Raw genomic sequence first — 17805 nt, 5'->3', positions numbered from 1 at the left:
CAATGAGGATAGCCATGACCGACACCATTCCCGATCGTCTCTCCGCCAGCCCGGACAGCCCGTATTATAACGAAGAGCTGCTGTCGCGCGGCATCGGCGTCCGCTTCAAGGGCGAAGAACGCACCACTGTTGAGGAATACTGCATCAGCGAAGGTTGGGTTCGTCTGGCCGTCGGCAAGTCCACGGACCGTCGTGGCCGTCCGATGACGATCAAGGTCACGGGACCGGTTGAGGTCTGGATCAAGGATTCCGAAGAAGACGCATGATGACACAGGCCAGCTCCACCGGGACCGCACCCCGCCGCATCGTCATCGATACCGATCCGGGTCAGGACGATGCCGTGGCCATCCTGTTGGCGCTGGCCTCGCCGGAACTGGCGGTCGAGGCCATCATGACCGTCGCCGGCAATGTTCCCGTCGCCTTGACGACGAAAAATGCCTGCGCCCTGCTTGAACTGACAGGCCGGACCGATATCCCGGTGTTCGCGGGCGCGGCCCGTCCGCTGCATCGCGCGCCCATCAGTGCCGAGCATGTGCATGGCGAAACGGGCATGGCGGGTGCCAATCTGCCGGAACCGACGCTGCGTCCACAGGCGATTGATGCTGCAACGCATCTCGTGGACCTGCTGCGCCGTGAGCCTGAGGGCACGATCACGCTTGTCTGCCTCGGCCCGATGACGAATCTGGCTCTGGCCCTGACCCATGCGCCGGATATTGCCTCGCGGATCGCGGGGATCGTGGCCATGGGCGGTGCCCAGCGCGAGGGCGGTAACATCACGCCGACTGCCGAATTCAATTTCTTCGTGGACCCTCACGCTGCCCGCATTGTCATGCGCGCCGGCATCCCCATTACACTCCTGCCGCTGGATGTGACGCATCGCGCCATCGCCACGCCAGCCCGTCTGAAGCCGATTGCGGCTGTTGGCTCGCCCGTGACGGAGATGGTGGTACGGATGCTGGGGGCGGAAGACCGCTTTGAAAAACAGAAATATGGCTGGGAGGGCGGTGCGCTGCATGACCCACTCACCATCGGCTTCCTGCTGTGGCCGCAGCTTTTCTCGGGGCTGCGTTGCAATGTGGAGATCGAGGTCGACGCGCCTCTGTGCGTGGGTCAGAGTGTTGTGGATCTGTGGAACGTCACCAATCGCGTTCCGAACGCGTTATGGATCAATGATGTTGATGCAGACGCTTTTTATTCTTTGCTGACGGAAAGACTTGCCCTTCTGGGCTAGGTGCTTCGCTGTCCATGACACATCTCTAGCGCCGGACTGGATTCTTATCGGCGTTGTCTTAAATACTGCTCAGAAACAAAAAGGGGGGCCGAAGCCCCCCTTTTTTCAGTGTTCCGTCTGATCAGACGATTAGAAATGAACGCCGAGGTTCATCTGGAACGAACGACCGATGATCGCATCGTAGTAGCGATTCAGGCTGACCGTACCGGGATATTTCGGCAGCGCGTTGGTGATGTTGTTCACCATGAAGTTGGCGCTGAAGTTCTTGGTGATGTCATAGCCGAGTGTCAGGTTGAAGTACGCCCAGGAAGGACGCTTGTTGGCAGCATAGTAGTTGTCAGGAACCTGAACTGCGTAATTGGACGGGCCATACCAAAGTGCCTGCCACTGAAGGCTGAACGGACCCCGCATGTAGTTCGCGTTCAACGTGAAGTTGTCGTTGGGCGCGCTCGTCGTACCGCTCAGCAGATAGGTGCTGCCCAGGTAGGTCTGCTGGCTCTTCAGGTAGTGCACATAAATACCGCTCAGACCGACAGAACCTGCGGACTGGGACAGGCCGAAGCGCGACAGTGGCGTATCATAGGTGAGGTTGGCCTGCAGCGCCTGGGTCTCATAGTTGGCGATATTGTAGTAACCGGCCGTGAACGACTGAAGCTGCCCGTCCGCTCCACGCTGGAAGGAGTTGCAATAGGCGTTGCTGGGACCGTAGGACGCTGAATCATAGCATGCATCCATCAGGTTTTCCGGGCTGAGAGACGTGATGGCGTTATTGATTTTGATATCAATGAACGAGCCACGGAAGTCGAGACCGCGGATGAAGTGCGGGCGCAGTTCCAGTGTGCCGGTATAGCTGGTCGAGACTTCGTTCTTCAGCTTGTTGTTACCGCCAGACTGACCTTCAATCGTAAAATTGTTGAAGTTGGATTCGAACGGCTGCGTGATGCCTGCTTTGGCGCAGTTTGCTGCACGCAGTGCCGGGTTGGGACCCGCACCAATGCCCGCTGTCGAGCAGGGATCGATGCCTAGTTCATAATCCGTACTCTGGGGCGCGAACAGTTCGGTGACGGACGGATTACGAATCGAACGCGCATAGTTGCCGCTCAGGCCGAAATCCTGTGTGGGCCACCAGGCACCACCGAACATGTAAGTCCAGTAGCCGCCGGTCATGCTGTTGTTGATGTAACGGCCGTTCGCGGTGCCGGACAGGCTGTAGACACCCGGAACGTGCATGCTGGGCGATACCAGCGGAACGTCAAGTTCGCCGAAGACTTCATGCGTGTGGTACGCGCCACCTGTGGGCGGAAGCGCGGTCGAATTGCCGTACTGCAGATACGACCCATCGCTCTGCTCCCAGCCGCGGGAGAACGCGCCCGGGTTGAAGCGATAGCCTTCGCGGCGATGCTCGTAACCGATGTCCCACTTCACGTCGCCTGCGGGAAGACGCATGACCGTGCTGGAGATTTCGGCCTGAAGGTCACGCTGTGCGTTGGTATTCTTCTGATGCGCGTCCGCTGTGATGTAGTTCACAGCTGCAGGCGTGGCCTGACCGGTGCCGAACGGATTGAACGCCGCGCAGTTGGAGCTGCGGGTCTTGATAGGCGCGCTGGTGTAGCCGGGCGAGCAGACGATGTTGCCGCTGGCATCGGTTGTGGAGTTGAGCGAATTGATAAGGTTCTGCGCAACGATGGACGGCTGCCACGTGTCGTTCATGTAGCGGCTGTATTCGCCCCGGACTTTCCAGTCGAAGTGACGGCCCACGGCATCAAAATCACCGTTCAGACCACCCTGGAAGCGGAACATCTGCATTGTCGTTTGGAACATCCCGCCGTCGAGATCCTGGTTCAGACGCGACATGTAGAACGTGTCGGTCGGCAGGCCCTTGGCAGCAAGCGCATTCATGATCGTCGAACGTGCGGCCGATGAAAGATACGGGTTGTTCGTGCTGAGCTGATAGGCGCCGTTGACTGCGCCATCGTTATGATAGTTTTCCATCGTCAGCGGTTCATTGAACTGCGGAGTGCTCCACGTACCCTGTCCGACTTCACTGGACGCTGTGCCACGGGCATACCATCCCTGCCACGTCGCATGGATGTGGTCGGTGATATCGTAATGGCCAAGCAGCGTCAGGTTGAGCTTGTTGGTCGGGGTGTAAAGCTGTCCGTAATCCTGAAGTGCGGTCGCATTGCCACCGACAACGGTCGTGGCGCTTTTGGTGGCATAGTTCCAGTTTATGGGAACGAGCGACTGCCCGTTGTTGCTGAACATCAGCGGCTGGCCACCGGGAGCGGCAATGCCGTCCACAACCTTGCCGTAGGAAATGGGAACCTTCCCGCCGGTCAGTTCTGGAACGCCAGTGACCGTAGCAATGATATTACGCGCACCTCGGTCGAAGTTATAAATATAAGGCGAATTCGTGCTGCTGTAAGGTGCGCGAACGTAGGTTGTCGCGTTCCTTCCAGTCAGATTGATGCGATCATTGTCAAGCATGCCGCCCTGATTGCGGTATTCCACATCGAAGACTATGCCGCCCTTGCCGTGATCGAAATCATGGCCAGCCTTGAAAGTGATCTTCTCGCCGGGGGCATCGAGCTTCTGGCTCCAGTTGCCTTGTGCGTTGAAGTCCACGCCGGTGAAGTGATCGTCAAGCTGGTAGTTAACCACACCTGCAACGGCGTCTGCACCATAAGCCGCGCCCGCACCGCCGAATTTGGTATCTACGCCCTTCAGCAGTGACGTCGGAATGGCGCTGATATCGACCTGTGAGCCCGAACCGGCACCGTACAGAGAGGCGGTTGAGCCACCCACCATGCGCATGCCGTCGATCAGAGTCAGGGTCCGCTGGCTGCCGAGGTTGAACAGGGACGTGAAGGACTGACCGGCGCCGAAGCTGCCCTGGCTACCGATCGGCGTATTATCGCCGACGCCAAAAGCAGGGTTTTCACGCATCAGAGCGATGCCGATATCGGTATAGCCGCGCTTCTTGATCTGGTCTGCAGACAGCGATGATCCGGCCATGACATTTGTCAGGCGCGTTTGGGATAGACGCGTACCGGTAACCGTTACTGTTTCAGCGACCTTCAGGCTTTCAGCTTCAGCAGAGGCTTCGGCTTCCTGCACGGCCTTGCTGTTGGTGTGGGTTGCCGCAGCCGTCGTTTTGACGGGAGCGACAGCCGGAGCTGCCGCTGTCGGAGCGTTCGTTGTGTGTGCCTTTTTCTTGGCAGCATTTTTATGAACGGCAGCATGCTTGGTGGGAGCTGTCGCGCTGGTCTGTGCATGAGCGCTGACGCTGGGCAGAACGCTGTATGAAATGCCAGCCATCAGGAACATCCGGACAACTGTCCGGGGCGCAGGAGTGCGTCTTTTGAGTGAGTGTTGCACAGAGGTGTTCATCGCGGCCGCTGTCCCTTCTCGAATAAGGTCGCAAGAAAATTTTTGTATCTCTGGCGACATGTTCATCGGAAATCGAAACGGTGTGCAATGCTCCTGCTACGAAAATGCAACATGTCTGTCACATGTCATGAAAGGCGTTGCGCTTATGTCACATTCTCGTATTTGGTGGTTTTATTTCAAAGAAATTCAGAAAGAATAAAGTAAATATAAATATAAAAACAGGCATAAAATCTGATTTGAATTAAATAAATAAAAAAACACAATGATATTTCTCTATTTGTGTGGCAAAAATCTCAATACCACTTAAATTAAAAATATTTCATCAATATGTATTTTGTATTTTGATATTATAAAATAACCTCTATGTATCTACGAAATTATTTTTTGATTTCTCATTGTCATGAATCATGTTGTGCAAAATCATAACCGAAACTTAGTAGCGATTTAAAATAGTTTATATTGGAAATTGTCATTGGTCGCCACCCCATGAAAAACAAAGGGAAAACGATTCGGACGCAGCTTTTGAGTTACTAACAACTAAATATAAAAGTTATTAGTGTTTTTTGCGTTTGCTCTCTTTTGGGGAGTGATCGCGTGTTCTGACGATAGAATGTGCGACCATTCCTGAACCTTAATGAAAACGACAGGGGTGATCTGTGGTCGGCTGTTCGTCCGTCTGGATGACCATCAGTGTGACTGGCCCGTCTCCTACGTTGCCAGCGAAATGACCGATATGTCCTTTCGTATCCTTGCGGCTCATCTGGTCTTCGCCGAGAGAGATGTCGCCCGGACCCATGACAACCTTTTTTCCGTCCATGGCCGTAACGTACCAGGAGCCTTTCAGCGGGATGATCCACTGAACCTTCGGATCGGGGTGCCAGCTTCCGTCCCAGTGCGCGGGCTGCACGGTGGAAATGATCCGGGAATTGCCTTCATGCACATGATCCTGCCATTGCGGCCCTGCAGGTTTGGACATGGTTTTCAGATCGTAATTATGGAATGGGCAGTGGGTCATGTGACTGATCCCGTCATGGTCCGTCCAGTTATGCCAGTACCAGGCCGTTGGCGGCGCAGGATCGGCAGCGTGCGCGGAACCGAAAGCTGTTGCTGCAACGAGTGCTGCGATCGGGGGGAGAAAGCGGATCATGCGTTCGACTCCTTTCACGGAGGTGGCTGATATCGGTTCATAGGGGCGATATCGTTGAAGCGTTCCTGATGCGGCGTACAGACCAGTTCCACGATCATGCCCCAAGGCGTGCGGCCATAGCAGAACATGTTGCCCGGCGCGGCTTCGAGAGAGGGCTGGCCCTGCGGTTCGGTCAGAAGTGTGCCACCCGCTTCCCGGAAACGGTGGCAGGCCGCGTGAATGTCATCGACATAGACCGCGAAATGCTGAAGCCCCCAGTCGCACGGACGGGCGGCCTCGCGCTGGTCGGGGCCTTTCATTTCGAACAGCTCGATGCCGGGTCCATGACCGAGTGCCATCATGCACATTTCAATGACGACGGTGCCGCCCGGAAGGCCGAGAATTTTTTCCGTCTCCGGGCCTTTCTGCGGTGCAGTGCGGGTAACGTTCCGGTAGAGGGCAACTGCGCCGAACGCTGCTTCAAGAAAGCAGATGGCGGCGTTGATGTCCGGGACGGTGACGCCGACATGGTCGATGCCACGCGGCAGACCTGACTGTTCTGTGGTCAAGGGGAGATCCTCCGTTGCAGAAGATCTCAACCCCCGAGGAAACGCACGGTTGCCAGAATGTCCGTCACATTCCGGCAAACCACGTCAGTAGAGGGTTTCTGTAATCAGGCCTCGTCGGTGGGCCGTTTGGGGAGCAGGGCCGGGACGAACACCATCGTGCAGATCAGCGTGCAGCCAAGCGACATCAGAAGCAGGCGTCCCATGCTCGCGGTCCCCGGATGACCGGAACGCGCAAGGGAGCCAAAGGCCGTCGCGGTCGTCAGGGCAGAGAACAGGACGGCGCGCGCCGTAGGAGACGTCAATGGGCCTTTCACGCCCTCGCGCCAGTTCATCACGAAATAGATGTTGAACGACACGCCCACGCCCAGCAGCAGCGGCAGGGCGATGATGTTGGCGTAGTTCAGCGTCTCCGGCACCGTGACGATCAGGATGACGGTCAGGAGGGTCGACATCAGTAGGGGGGCCATGACAAGCGCCGCATCCAGCAGGCGGCGCAACACGACCAGCAGGATGATGGCGATCATGATAAGCGCGCAGATGGCCGCCACCTTGAAGGCATGGACGATCGTATTGGCGCTTTCCGTGATTTCCATCGCGGGACCAGCAACATCCGGATTGACCGAACGCAGCTCACTGACGAAGCGGTGCAGCACCGGCGTTTCGGACATCTGGCCGTTGGGATGGATCGTCAGACGCGCACGGCCATCGGGCAGGACGTAGTCGCGGCGGACATCTTGCGGAATGTTCTCCATCGTGACGGCGGTTGGCTGAAGTGCCATCTTCAGCATTGAGAGTTCGTCCGGCAGGAAGCGCGTCAGGGCCGTGCTGGCCTGAAGCAGCGTATTGTCTGGTGCCGTGGAGAGTGTGTGCAGCGCCTGACGGATCTTCTCCAGCGGGGTGGGAAGCTGGTCTTTTACAGCGTCCAGCTTCTGGACGGCATCGACGGCGGCGGCGCGAATGGCTGCTGCGTCCGGTGCGGGTTCGGGGTTGGCTACCGTAATGGTCGGCAGGAGGATGGAGGCAGTATCCTCGATCATGGCCAGCTTGGTTTTCTGGTCATCAGGAACGAGTGCGCCGAGCCACAGCACGTCATGCACGCTGGGGAGTTTCGAGAACGCCGCGGCCTGTTTCGCTGCATCGGTCAGGTTCGGGGCCAGGGCCTGCGCGCTGTAAGGGGTGGTGAGCGGATTGGCTTCCAGCAGGTGCAGCGCCCGCATGCCTTCGGTATTGGGGTCTTTGGTATGCAGCGGATCGGCGTCGAACTTCAGGAGCGGCATGAGAGCCAGCCCCACGATTCCGAGAAGTGCGAAAACACCGACGACCTTGCGGCGCTTGTGTCGCAGGAACTCGTCGGCAGGCGCCATGAACGCAAAGCCTGGCTCTCCACGACCCAGTTTCGCACGAAAGACGGACAGCAGGGCTGGCAGAAGCGTCATGGTGCAGAAAAAGGCGATCAGCATGCCGAAACCTGCAATCAGCCCGAGCTGCGCCACGCCAATGAAGCTCGTGGGATAGAAAGCGAGGAAGCCCGCCGCCGTGGCGAGGGCTGCGACAAGGATCTGTGCACCGCTCTCCTGACCCGTCAGGACGATGGCGTCATGCAGGGAGGGATACGAGCCGTTCGCATTACGCTGTCCGCGCAGGCGCACGGTGTACTGAATGGCGAAATCGACCGCGATACCGACGAACAGGATAGCGAACGCCACCGAGATCAGGTTCAGCTCACCCACAGCCAGCGCAGCAAAGCCGGTCGTTAGCAGCAGGCCGCTGATGAGGGTCAGCAGGATGGGAATAATGACGCGCGGGGAATGGACCGCAAGAATCAGCCAGACTGCAACCAGAACCAGCGAAATGATGAGCCCCAGCACCATGCCGTGAGCGACGGTAGAGAACTCTTCGTCCGACAGCTTCACTTCACCGGTGATGATGCCTGTGGCCTGTTTCGTCTTCACGAATTCAAGGTTGTTGATCGCCTGACGCATGGCGGTCGTGGCACCCTCGCCGGGCTGGAAGGAGCTGTAATCGAGCTTGGGCTGCGTGACGACGAACTCGTATCGCGAGCCCAGTTCCGCCAGCTTGCCGATCAGCAGGTTCTGCCAGGACATGTCCTGCGGATGGCCGTCCGCGGCCTGTGTCAGGGAGGTGGCGAAACCGTCCAGCGCGCCGTTGAAGCCACTGGGGATACCCTGTCCGGCCTTGATGCCTTCACCGATCAGGCCAAGAGCGCCGAACAGCCCGCGCGCGGACGGATCAGCGGCCAGCGTGCCGAGGAAGGGCTGGGCGGAGACGATCGAATCCAGCAGCGGCTCCAGATCCTTCGTATCAAGGAACAGGAAGCCGTGACTGTTATAGAACGGGTTGTCGCCGGGCAGGCTGACCGTCTTGAAATGCGTGTGGTCCTGCGAAAGCGTGGCCGCAAGCTCCCGTGCCGCGATGCGTCCCTGTTCGGGGATGCGGCTGTCGAGGATGGCGACGAGCTGGTTGCTGTCCTGCGGGAACAGGCGCGTCAGCTCCATGCTCCGCTTTTTCCACGGCAGACTGTTGGCAAACATCTTGCTCGTGTCTGTGGTCACGCTGATGCGCGTAACACTCAGGGCAACACTGGCGGCACAGAGCAGTGCGAACAGCGCCAGAACGAGGGGCGCACGACGCGCGCAGACGGCATTCAGCCGACCAGTCAGATCCGAAAACATGGGGGCTACCCTTAACAGAACAGGTAGCGTTTCCCTACCCCATCCTGACATTTCGGCGATCCTGATGCAGAAGGAAAGCCATGACATGGACTCTGCCCGGCCCCGCGACCTATGAAAGTGTGATTCGCAACAGCGTTTTCCGGGCTTCCGCAGCCCCTGTGGAAGACGAAGCGGCCGCCATGGCCTTCTTCCGTGATGTTGCCGTGCTGGATGCGACCCATAACTGCTGGGCCTTCAAAACCGGTCAGCGCTTCCGGTGCAGCGATGACGGCGAACCCGGCGGCACGGCCGGGCGGCCCATCCTGTCTGCCATCGAAGGGCAGGATTTCGACAATGTCATGATCGTCGTCACGCGCTGGTATGGTGGTGTTCAGCTCGGGGCTGGGGGGCTCGTGCGCGCTTATGGCGGCGCGGCTTCGGCCTGTTTGCGTGAAGCGGAGCGGATTGAGCGGATCGAAACCGTGCCGCTGCGCTTTCACTGCCCGTTCTCCAGCTATGCGATGGTAGAGTCCAAGATCGAAAATTGGCGGGCAAGCCGGACGGAATGCGAGTTCGACGCCGAAGGCGCTTGGATGACGCTGGCCGTGCCGGTCGAGGAGGCTGAGTCCATCACGGACTGGCTGCGGGATCTGACGCGCGGACAGATGGACATTGCCCGGTTGAATTAAACCCTAAATAAAATAGTTATTTTTATTTAAAACTATCAGGATTGATGTTTTTTCCGCGCAGCATAAGGTTCTGAAAACCCCGTCTGGAGTTTCCAGGGCATGTCGCGTCGTCGTTCATATCGGAACCGGTCTCTTCTGGCCCTGATGACGCTCGAACTCTGTGCACCAACATTGGCAATGGCAGCCGATCCGTCCTCGCCCACAGCCCCCACGACACATTTGGAAGAATGGATCCACGTTCCCTCCACGGAACGACCGCCCATCCAGAACTATCCGCATGCCGGTGTTGTCGGGCAGCCGCGTCGTGTCGTGGCCAGTCAGAACCATGCGCCGCAGGGACGTCAGGGACCGTGGGGGGCGTTCAGTTATGGCAACGGCGAATCAGCAGGCTTCGGGCCGGTCGGTCGTTACGGTGTGGCCCCCTGGGCGGAAGACTGGAGCTTTCTGCGCGATAAAAAGCGCCGGGACGATCCATTCGATCCGCTCAAATTCATCGCATTAAACGATGCGAGAACGATCTGGCTGTCCGTCTCCGGCGAGACGCGTTTGCGGAACTGGTATGAGGAGGCGCCTTTTCTGGGAAAAAAGGGCAACAGCAATTCCGGCCGGTTCGGTGTGCGGAACCTCTACGGCGCGGACCTGCATTTAGGCGAACACGTCCGGCTGTTCGGACAGCTCATCAATGCCGATGCGGGGGGGGGGAAAGGCTTTGGTTATAATACGACGTACCGCAAGCGGCTGGATCTCCAGCAGGCTTTCATCGAGTTCAAGGGCAAGTTTGCAGGCGCGCAAACCGGCTTCATGTTCGGTCGTCAGCAGTTCCTCGATGCACCGTCTTACGTTTTGTACAATCGCGAAACGCCCAATGTGCCGCTATCGTGGAATGGCGGGCGCATCTATGCAATCTGGCCCAATATCCGCGTGGATGCCTTCGATTTCGTTCAGACCAAAACGGACGCGACCCTGATGTTCCATGATACGGAAGATTACGGCACCCGCCTGTATGGCGGAGATATTACGGCACTCATGCCGCAGTTTTCCATTGGCAGCGAGGCCGTCCATTCCTTTCTGGATATTTTCTATTACGGCTATCGCTATGGCGGCAGCCTGTCCGTCGTCCCGCTCGCATCCGGTGCCCTGAAAGGCACGTCCTCACGTGGGAATGTCGGCTTCCGCTGGTACGGCACCGCCGCCTCTTTCGAATATTCGTTCGGCGGCCTCTATCAGGACGGGACGTTCCAGAAATCCGGCAGCGCGAAGAAGAGCGATGTGCAGGCTTATTCGGTCAATACGATCGTGGGATATCGCCATACGCCCTCGCCCCTGCACCCGTTCATCGGCGTTCAGGCGGATCTGTATTCCGGCGGCGCCAACGGAACGGACGGGTCGGTCCGCACCTATATGGCGCCTTTCAATCCGCAGACGAATTATCTGGACACCACGACCTATATTCAGCCCTCCAACCTCGTCAGCCTCTCCCCGGTTTTCAGCGTCACGCCGTGGAAAGGCTTTGCGAGCATCCAGTTCAAGGTGCCGTTCATGTGGCGGGAGAACGCGGACGGCGTGATCTGGAACTCATCAGGCCCTTATACATTCTCGAAAACCTATCATGGCGGCTATATCGGCGTGGTGCCGCAGGCGTCCCTCAAGCTCCAGCTCAATCGGCACCTGACCTGGCAGATCTATGGCGCGCGGTTTATGGCCTCGAACGGTCTGCATGCGGCGGGCGGCAAAAGCGGAAGCTACGCCCAATCCAATGTCGTCTTCCGCTTCTGAGAGCTTCTGTTATTCGTCCTTGTCGGAAAACAGCCCGACCAGATCCGTCAGATGCCCGATTTCGCGCAGTTTCAGGCCTGCGGGCGGCTTGACCCGCGCGGACGCCGCCGAGACGCGCCGGGGCAGGATGGCCTCGCCAAAGCCCAGCTTGGCGACTTCCTTGAGACGCAGATCGGCCTGACTAACCTGTCGGATTTCGCCCGAAAGCCCAACCTCGCCGAAATAGGCCGCACTGGGGGAGGTCGGATGGCCCGTCGCGGCGGAAACAAGGGCCGCGGCCACTGCCATATCAGCAGCCGGTTCGTTCACGCGCAGGCCGCCTGCGATGTTCAGATAGACATCCATATTCGCAAGCTTGAGGCCACAACGCGAATCCAGCACCGCCAGCAGCATATTCAGCCGCGACGTGTCCCAGCCCACAACAGCCCGGCGCGGCGCACCGTCCCCGGCCTTGGGAGACAGTAACGCCTGAATCTCCAGCAGGACCGGGCGCGTGCCCTCCAGCCCCGCAAAAACGGCCGAGCCCGCGATATTGCCCCGCCGCTCCGCCAGAAACAGCGCGGAAGGATTGGGCACTTCGGTCAGCCCGATATCGGTCATGGCGAAAACGCCGATCTCGTCGGTCGCGCCAAAGCGGTTTTTGGCGGCACGGAGGATGCGGAACTGATGCCCGCGATCCCCCTCGAAATACATGACCGCATCGACCATGTGTTCCAACACGCGCGGCCCGGCCAGCGAGCCTTCTTTCGTGACATGTCCGATCAGGATCAGCGCGAAACCGAGCGTCTTGGCCAGCCGGATCAGCTCAAACGCACTCGCCCGCACCTGTGAGACGGAGCCCGGCGAGCTTTCCACGCTTTCCAGCCACATCGTCTGGATGGAATCGATGACCACGACCGTATGCGCCCGGTCCTGCTCCAGCGAGCCCACGATTTCCCCGACATTGATGGAGGCTGCAAGATCCAGCGAGTCCAGCATTTTGGGATCGCGGTCCAGACCCAGCCTCTGGGCGCGGATACGGATCTGGTCTACCGATTCTTCGCCTGATACATACAGGACGCGATGCCCTGACCGAGCGAGTGCGCAGGTCGTCTGAAGCATGAGCGTGGATTTGCCGATGCCCGGATCACCGCCGACCAGCACCACGGACGCCGGGACAAGTCCACCACCCAGAACGCGGTCCAACTCGGCAATGCTGGTCGTAATGCGCGGAGGCGGCCGCGTTTCGCCATCCAGCCGGACGGTCTGGAGACGACCGGAACTCAGCTTTCCGGTCTTGCGGGCCGTCGGCTCGACCGTCTCTTCAACCAGCGTATTCCATTCGCCGCAGGCCTCGCACTTCCCGTTCCATTTCGGATAGGTGGCGCCGCAGTTCTGGCAGACGTAACGGGTGGTCGGCTTTTTGGCCAAGGCTGGGTCTTTCAGGTTCGGGGAACGCTACGTCTCTACATATAGGGAGCGTTCTTTTACTGATCCAGCAGGGGCTTTGCCCCGAACCCCACCAAAGGTCTTGATCTTTGGAAGCCATATTCAGGGTGCAGGGATCGAGATCCCTGCCGGGTTCGGGCAGAGCCCGAAATCCTTACTCCCGCGTTCGCAGGATCAGTTGTGCTACCCGCCGAGAGATGGTCAGGATCAGCAGGAATCCAAGCAACTGGAGCAGCACGTTCGGATGGGCTGGCTTGTGGTTGCCCATGATCAATATGAACGGCAGGGCGATCAGATAGCTCAGCCCAATGCGCTTCCAGGTAATGGGGTCGGTTTTCGAGAAACGGGACAGGAGGCTCATTTGCGCAGTTCCATGGTGATGGGGCCTTCGCGTCGGCCATGGGTGAACTGATCCACCATGGCATTGCCGGAATTCATGAGGTCGGACGCTTCGCCCTGCCAGATCAGTTTCCCGCGATAGAGCATCGCCGCGCGGTTTCCGATCCGCTGGGCCGAGGCCATATCGTGAGTGATGGCAATGGCGGTGGAGCCGAGTTTCTGCACGCAATCCACGATCAGCCCGTCGATGACGGCACCCATGATGGGGTCCAGCCCGGTCGTGGGTTCGTCGAAGAACATAATGTTGGGATTGCCCGCAATGGCGCGCGCCAGACCGACGCGCTTCTGCATACCACCCGAAAGTTCGGACGGGCTGAGTTCGCCAACGGACGGGTCCAGCCCGACCTGTTCGAGCAGACCCCCGGCTATTTGCAGTGCCTGCGTGCGGGATGGGGTAGCGCCGTTGCGGTCGGAATGTTTGGCGCGAACGCCGAACGCCACGTTCTCGCCAACGCTCATGCTGTCGAACAGGGCACCGTTCTGAAACAGCATCCCGATCTGCCGACGCAGGGCATCCTGCCGGGAACGGGGGGCCGTGAGAAGATTTTCACCGTCGATCTCGATCGTCCCCGCATCGGGTTCAATCAGACCGAGGATGCAGCGTAGCAGGACGGACTTGCCGGAGCCGGAGCCGCCGATGATGACCATGGACGTGCCAGCTTCGACATCAAGGTCCACACCATCAAGCACGATCTTGGAGCCGAAAGCCTTGTGCAGACCCCGGATGCGGATCTTTGGGGTGCTTAAGGGAGTGCCCGGGGAAGTGCTCATTGTGAGAAGAACAGATCTGTCAGGAGATAATCGAACAGCAGGAGCAGGATGGACGCACCCACGACGGCGGCTGTCGTAGCCGAGCCCACGCCCTCTGCGCCGCCGCGGCTGTTATAGCCGTTATAGCAGCCCAGAAGCGCGATCAGGAACCCGAACACCGCTGCTTTGACGAGGCCGACGACCACATCCATCGTCTTGAGCGAATCCAGCGTGGCCGTGATGTAGGTCGAGGGTGAAAAGCCGAGTTTGGCGACCGAAACCGTGAAACCGCCCATCACGCCCAGAATATCCGCCACCAGTACGAGACAGGGCAGCGCGAGCGTCCCGGCCAGAAGGCGCGGCGTCACGAGATATTTCATCGGATCGGTGGACAGCGTGGTGAGCGCGTCGATCTGGTCGGTCACGCGCATGGTGCCGATCTGGGCCGACATGGCCGCGCCCACGCGTCCGGCGACCATCAAGCCGGCCAGAACAGGGCCAAGCTCACGGGTCACGGCGAGGACGACGATCCCGGCAATCGCGCTCTGCACATGATACTGCCCGAAGCCCACATAGGACTGAAGCGCGATCACGGCTCCTGAAAACAGGGCCGTCAGCGCCACGACGGGCAGGGAGAAGAACCCCGTCTCGATCAGGCTGGAGAAGAAAATCCGCCAGTAAAAGGGCGGTCGCACCAGATGCGACAGAGCCTCCAGCGCGAACAGGGCCAGAGCACCTGCCTGCTTGATAAGGCCGAGAGCGGCGCGGCCAAGGGCCGCTATGGGGTCAAGAACGGCATTCACCCTTCAGCCCCTACCCTGCCTGCATCCGGACGTCAAAGTTTCCGTCCTGCATTCAGGCGCGTCGGCCATCGGTTCGCTCCAGATCCCGGAACTGCCGCTCCAGACTGAAATCGGAGGATGTAACGCAGCGTTCGATCAGGCCGAGCCTGCGCTCCATGCGCGCCAGTCGATCCTGAAGCCGGGCCAGCGGATGGCCAGGCGGGACGGAGCGGGAGAAATCTTCCGTGGTTTCGGCCTGCGGACGCCGGAAGCCGAGCACGGCATCCCTGACCACCGCTGTCGCGCTGGCAGCGGGTGTTTCCTGCCATGCCGCGCGATGCCGGGACCAGCTCCGCACACCCTCCGCATATCCTGTGGCGGCCTTGTCCAGCGTTCCCCGGAACGGAATAACGCCTGTCCGGCGATAGCGTCGGAAAAGACGCACGGCCCAGATGATCAGAAAGATTTTCAGCAGCAGCCCAATCACCCCATGACCGCTGGAATGATGGACAGTGGATGTGTTGCCGAAAGTGATCTCAGGCGTATCCATATGGATATCGAGATGATCCAGAACCTTGCGTGTCGCATCGGACAGGATGGCAGAACCGTCCGGTGTGGTCACGGTCGTGATCCGCGCACCGGCTGTGTCCTCCACGGAGAGCGTGCCGGACCCGATCGGACGCTTCTTCAGCGTTTCGCTCACCTTCTGAAGCGTGATGTCGCCGCTGCCGAGAAGAGTCAGATCCGCATCGCGGGCGGTGGCGTTCAGCGTAATATCGGCCGAGCCATAATCCCGGACCGTCAGAACATCCGCGCTCCCCCGTTCGACCCGGATATCGCCCGAAGACATAGCCGTGATGCTGGCGCTTGAAGCTGCGAGATCGCCGATTTGCAGGTCGCCGCTGGACAGGCTTTGCACGGTCATCCGTCCCGTCAGCCGTCCGACCGAGACGTTTCCGGGGCCTGTCATCGTCAGGTTCAGGCCGCTGGCCTGATCAATGTCGAGATCGCCGTGTCCGCTTTCCGCTGTGACGTCGCCGTTGACGCCGGTGATGCGATAGAGCGTCGTATGGTTGTGGGAGGACTGGATATCGAGACTGGTCCGGGTCGGAACCATGACCACCGCACTGTCCTGAGCCGCGCAGTCCTGTGGTGTGGTCGTGAAGGTCAGGCGTTCTCCATGCTTCTTCAGACTGCCGCTGCCGGAGACGATATGCGCATCCGGGCCGCTCACGACCGACAGGGTCTCAAGACATGTCGCCGGGATCACGAGCGTGCCGGGACTGCTCATCGAGGAGGCGTCATCGGTCGGTGGGGCCGGAGGCGTGGGGGCTGTTGGCGCTGCCGGGGGTGCTGGCGGTGCGGGGGCGGCGCCGCAGCTCAGAAGCGCGATCAAGGCCAGACGCGCGTGCAGATGATAGCGCATCCCTATTCCCCTTGTGCGCCGTTCTGAGCGCTCTTTGCGGTCGTCGAAGGAGCAGTCGTGGCCGGATTGCCCGTTGTCGGATTGGTTGCGGTAGGGATTCCGGGTGCCGGGTTTGTCACTGTGGGTGCTGGGTTGCTGGCCGGAAGCGTTGTCTGTGGTGCGGACGGGACTGGCGTGTTGATAATGGGAAGGCTCGCAGGTGCCTGCGCCGTTTGCTGGGCATTCGACGCGGCGTCTTTTGACGGAGCTGGGACGCTGGGAGCGTGCGGGATAGCCGGGCTTTCAGACGCGGAAGGCTGGGGGGCACGTACGGGAGCCTGAACCACGGATGGTGTCGCTGGGGCCTGCGTCAGAGGTGCCTGAACCACAGGCGTCTGAACAGTGGGAGCTGAAACAGGCGGGGGTGGGACCACCGGTGCCGGAACGGTCGGGGCCGCACTGGCGGGGGGCGTCTGCACAGGAAGGGACGGCTGCTGGACTGCGGGAGGAGGTGTTGGTGCGGTGGCCGGTGGCGGCGGTGTGGGGCGATAAATCACGCCATTCTCCGCGCCGACGCGGACGGTGCCTTTGCCCGAGCGCACCATTGGCCCTGTAACCGCCTCAATATTGACGTCACCCGTTCCGTTGGCCGCGACCGTCGCCACCGTGGCGTGAGCCAGAATGGTGGCGCTGGCCTGATCGGCTGTAATCAGCGTCAGGGCGTCGATGGTGCCCCCCGAAAGCGTCATGCCCGCATTCTGCGTCAACTGAACCGAAAGCGCCGCGAGCTGCGCCGTGTCAGCCGTCAGCGTCGAGGTGCCGGAGGCCACGATCTGGGCCGCACGTTCGAGAGAGTGGATGTGAACGCTGGAGGCGCCCTGCATGTCCAAGTCGAGGGACTGGGTGTTTTCGATGTCCATGGTGGTGGAATCGAGGTTGGCGTCCAGGGAGGCGAGCTTTCCGGCGATGACGAAATGCGTGTCGTGGCTGTCGTGGATTGTCAGGCCGGTGCTGGGGGAGATGCTGATTGTCAGCTTTCCGTTGGGCGCGCAGGACTTTGTGGCGATGGAGATGCGGCTTTGCGCTTCTTCCTTGCCGGTATGCATGGCGACCTGCCCGAGGCTGCTCGAATCAAGCGTTGCCCCGTCCTTCATGTTGGGATCGACCACGACCCTGACCTGTCCGGTGCAGGGGATGGACAGGTCCAGATCTTCTCCGGAGAGGGTCATGCGCGCGGCGTGGGCTGCGGGCGACAGCAGGACGGTACCCGCCAGCAGGGCCAGAAGCGCCGGGCGGCGGCCGGAAAAGAGGACGGGGCGGCGTGTCATCGTGCGTTCCTTGCTCTCCAGCCCGGGATATCCTCGTCGAGGATGCGTTCGAGCTGGTCGATCCTTTCTTCCAGACGCGTAGCATGGGCTTCGGCCTGTGTCAGGGCAGCCTGAAGCATGGGGTCCTGCTGGGGTGTGCCTTTTGGTGAGCTGTTGGCATGTTTGACCATGCTGACGACAGACCAGCAGATGATGGCTGTGATGGGAACAAGGAAGGGGAAGATGGACGAATTCATGCCTTGAGCCTTTCGGTCAGCCTT

Annotated in this window: 15 protein-coding genes; 4 read left to right on the top strand and 11 right to left on the bottom strand. The window is 59.8% G+C overall.

The features are described 5' to 3' along the window. Positions 1-14 precede the first annotated feature (14 nt). Positions 15-266, top strand: a complete 252-nt coding sequence (locus HKD21_RS02760) for a DUF3297 family protein (RefSeq protein WP_194254037.1) — start codon at positions 15-17, stop codon at positions 264-266. After that, entirely contained in the window at positions 263-1231 is a 969-nt protein-coding gene (locus HKD21_RS02755) for a nucleoside hydrolase (protein WP_194254036.1), read from the top strand. The genes HKD21_RS02760 and HKD21_RS02755 overlap by 4 nt, the downstream gene beginning before the upstream one ends. Before the next feature lie 129 nt (positions 1232-1360). Here HKD21_RS02755 and HKD21_RS02750 read toward each other — a convergent pair whose 3' ends face one another. From HKD21_RS02750 to HKD21_RS02735, 4 genes are all read right to left on the bottom strand, one after another. Next, positions 1361-4549 (bottom strand): TonB-dependent receptor domain-containing protein, encoded by a 3189-nt coding sequence (locus HKD21_RS02750; RefSeq protein ID WP_228120749.1) that lies wholly within the window; start codon positions 4547-4549, stop codon positions 1361-1363. A gap of 703 nt (positions 4550-5252) precedes the next feature. Then, positions 5253-5768, bottom strand: coding sequence for a cupin domain-containing protein (locus HKD21_RS02745; RefSeq protein ID WP_194254034.1), 516 nt, complete (start codon positions 5766-5768; stop codon positions 5253-5255). A gap of 14 nt (positions 5769-5782) precedes the next feature. Further along, on the bottom strand, positions 5783-6316 hold the full coding sequence (locus tag HKD21_RS02740; protein WP_194254033.1) for a VOC family protein: 534 nt from the start codon (positions 6314-6316) through the stop codon (positions 5783-5785). Between the two features lie 104 nt (positions 6317-6420). After that, positions 6421-9009: an MMPL family transporter gene (locus HKD21_RS02735; protein ID WP_194254032.1), complete on the bottom strand. Its 2589-nt coding sequence runs from the start codon at positions 9007-9009 to the stop codon at positions 6421-6423. An 80-nt stretch (positions 9010-9089) separates the two neighbouring features. Here HKD21_RS02735 and HKD21_RS02730 point away from each other — a divergent pair, with 80 nt between their 5' ends. Together HKD21_RS02730 and HKD21_RS02725 are read left to right on the top strand one after the other, a co-directional pair. Continuing rightward, positions 9090-9677 carry an IMPACT family protein gene (locus HKD21_RS02730; RefSeq protein WP_194254031.1) on the top strand — a complete coding sequence of 196 codons (588 nt, stop codon included), beginning with the start codon at positions 9090-9092 and terminating at the stop codon, positions 9675-9677. 99 nt (positions 9678-9776) lie between these two features. After that, on the top strand, positions 9777-11453 hold the full coding sequence (locus HKD21_RS02725; RefSeq protein ID WP_194254030.1) for an alginate export family protein: 1677 nt from the start codon (positions 9777-9779) through the stop codon (positions 11451-11453). 9 nt (positions 11454-11462) lie between these two features. Here the strand turns inward: HKD21_RS02725 and radA are convergent, their stop codons facing one another. From radA to pspB, 7 genes are all read right to left on the bottom strand, one after another. Then, positions 11463-12863 carry a DNA repair protein RadA gene (radA, locus tag HKD21_RS02720; protein WP_099285835.1) on the bottom strand — a complete coding sequence of 467 codons (1401 nt, stop codon included), beginning with the start codon at positions 12861-12863 and terminating at the stop codon, positions 11463-11465. Between the two features lie 172 nt (positions 12864-13035). Continuing rightward, positions 13036-13242: a hypothetical protein gene (locus HKD21_RS02715; RefSeq protein WP_194254029.1), complete on the bottom strand. Its 207-nt coding sequence runs from the start codon at positions 13240-13242 to the stop codon at positions 13036-13038. Further along, positions 13239-14051: an ABC transporter ATP-binding protein gene (locus tag HKD21_RS02710; RefSeq protein WP_194254028.1), complete on the bottom strand. Its 813-nt coding sequence runs from the start codon at positions 14049-14051 to the stop codon at positions 13239-13241. Before HKD21_RS02710 ends, HKD21_RS02715 begins: the two co-directional genes overlap by 4 nt. Next, positions 14048-14833 carry an MlaE family ABC transporter permease gene (locus HKD21_RS02705; RefSeq protein WP_062029251.1) on the bottom strand — a complete coding sequence of 262 codons (786 nt, stop codon included), beginning with the start codon at positions 14831-14833 and terminating at the stop codon, positions 14048-14050. The genes HKD21_RS02710 and HKD21_RS02705 overlap by 4 nt, the downstream gene beginning before the upstream one ends. Before the next feature lie 52 nt (positions 14834-14885). Beyond that, the gene (locus HKD21_RS02700; RefSeq protein ID WP_194254027.1) at positions 14886-16238 is read right to left on the bottom strand and encodes a GIN domain-containing protein; all 1353 of its coding nucleotides are present in this window, start codon (positions 16236-16238) and stop codon (positions 14886-14888) included. A gap of 2 nt (positions 16239-16240) precedes the next feature. Then, positions 16241-17545: a hypothetical protein gene (locus HKD21_RS02695; RefSeq protein WP_194254026.1), complete on the bottom strand. Its 1305-nt coding sequence runs from the start codon at positions 17543-17545 to the stop codon at positions 16241-16243. Then, positions 17542-17781 (bottom strand): envelope stress response membrane protein PspB, encoded by a 240-nt coding sequence (gene pspB / locus HKD21_RS02690; RefSeq protein WP_194254025.1) that lies wholly within the window; start codon positions 17779-17781, stop codon positions 17542-17544. Before pspB ends, HKD21_RS02695 begins: the two co-directional genes overlap by 4 nt. Between the last annotated feature and the right edge of the window lie 24 nt (positions 17782-17805).

Source organism: Gluconobacter cerevisiae (assembly GCF_015244675.1).
Lineage (GTDB): Bacteria > Pseudomonadota > Alphaproteobacteria > Acetobacterales > Acetobacteraceae > Gluconobacter > Gluconobacter cerevisiae.
This window is presented reverse-complemented; position numbering and strand designations above follow the sequence as displayed.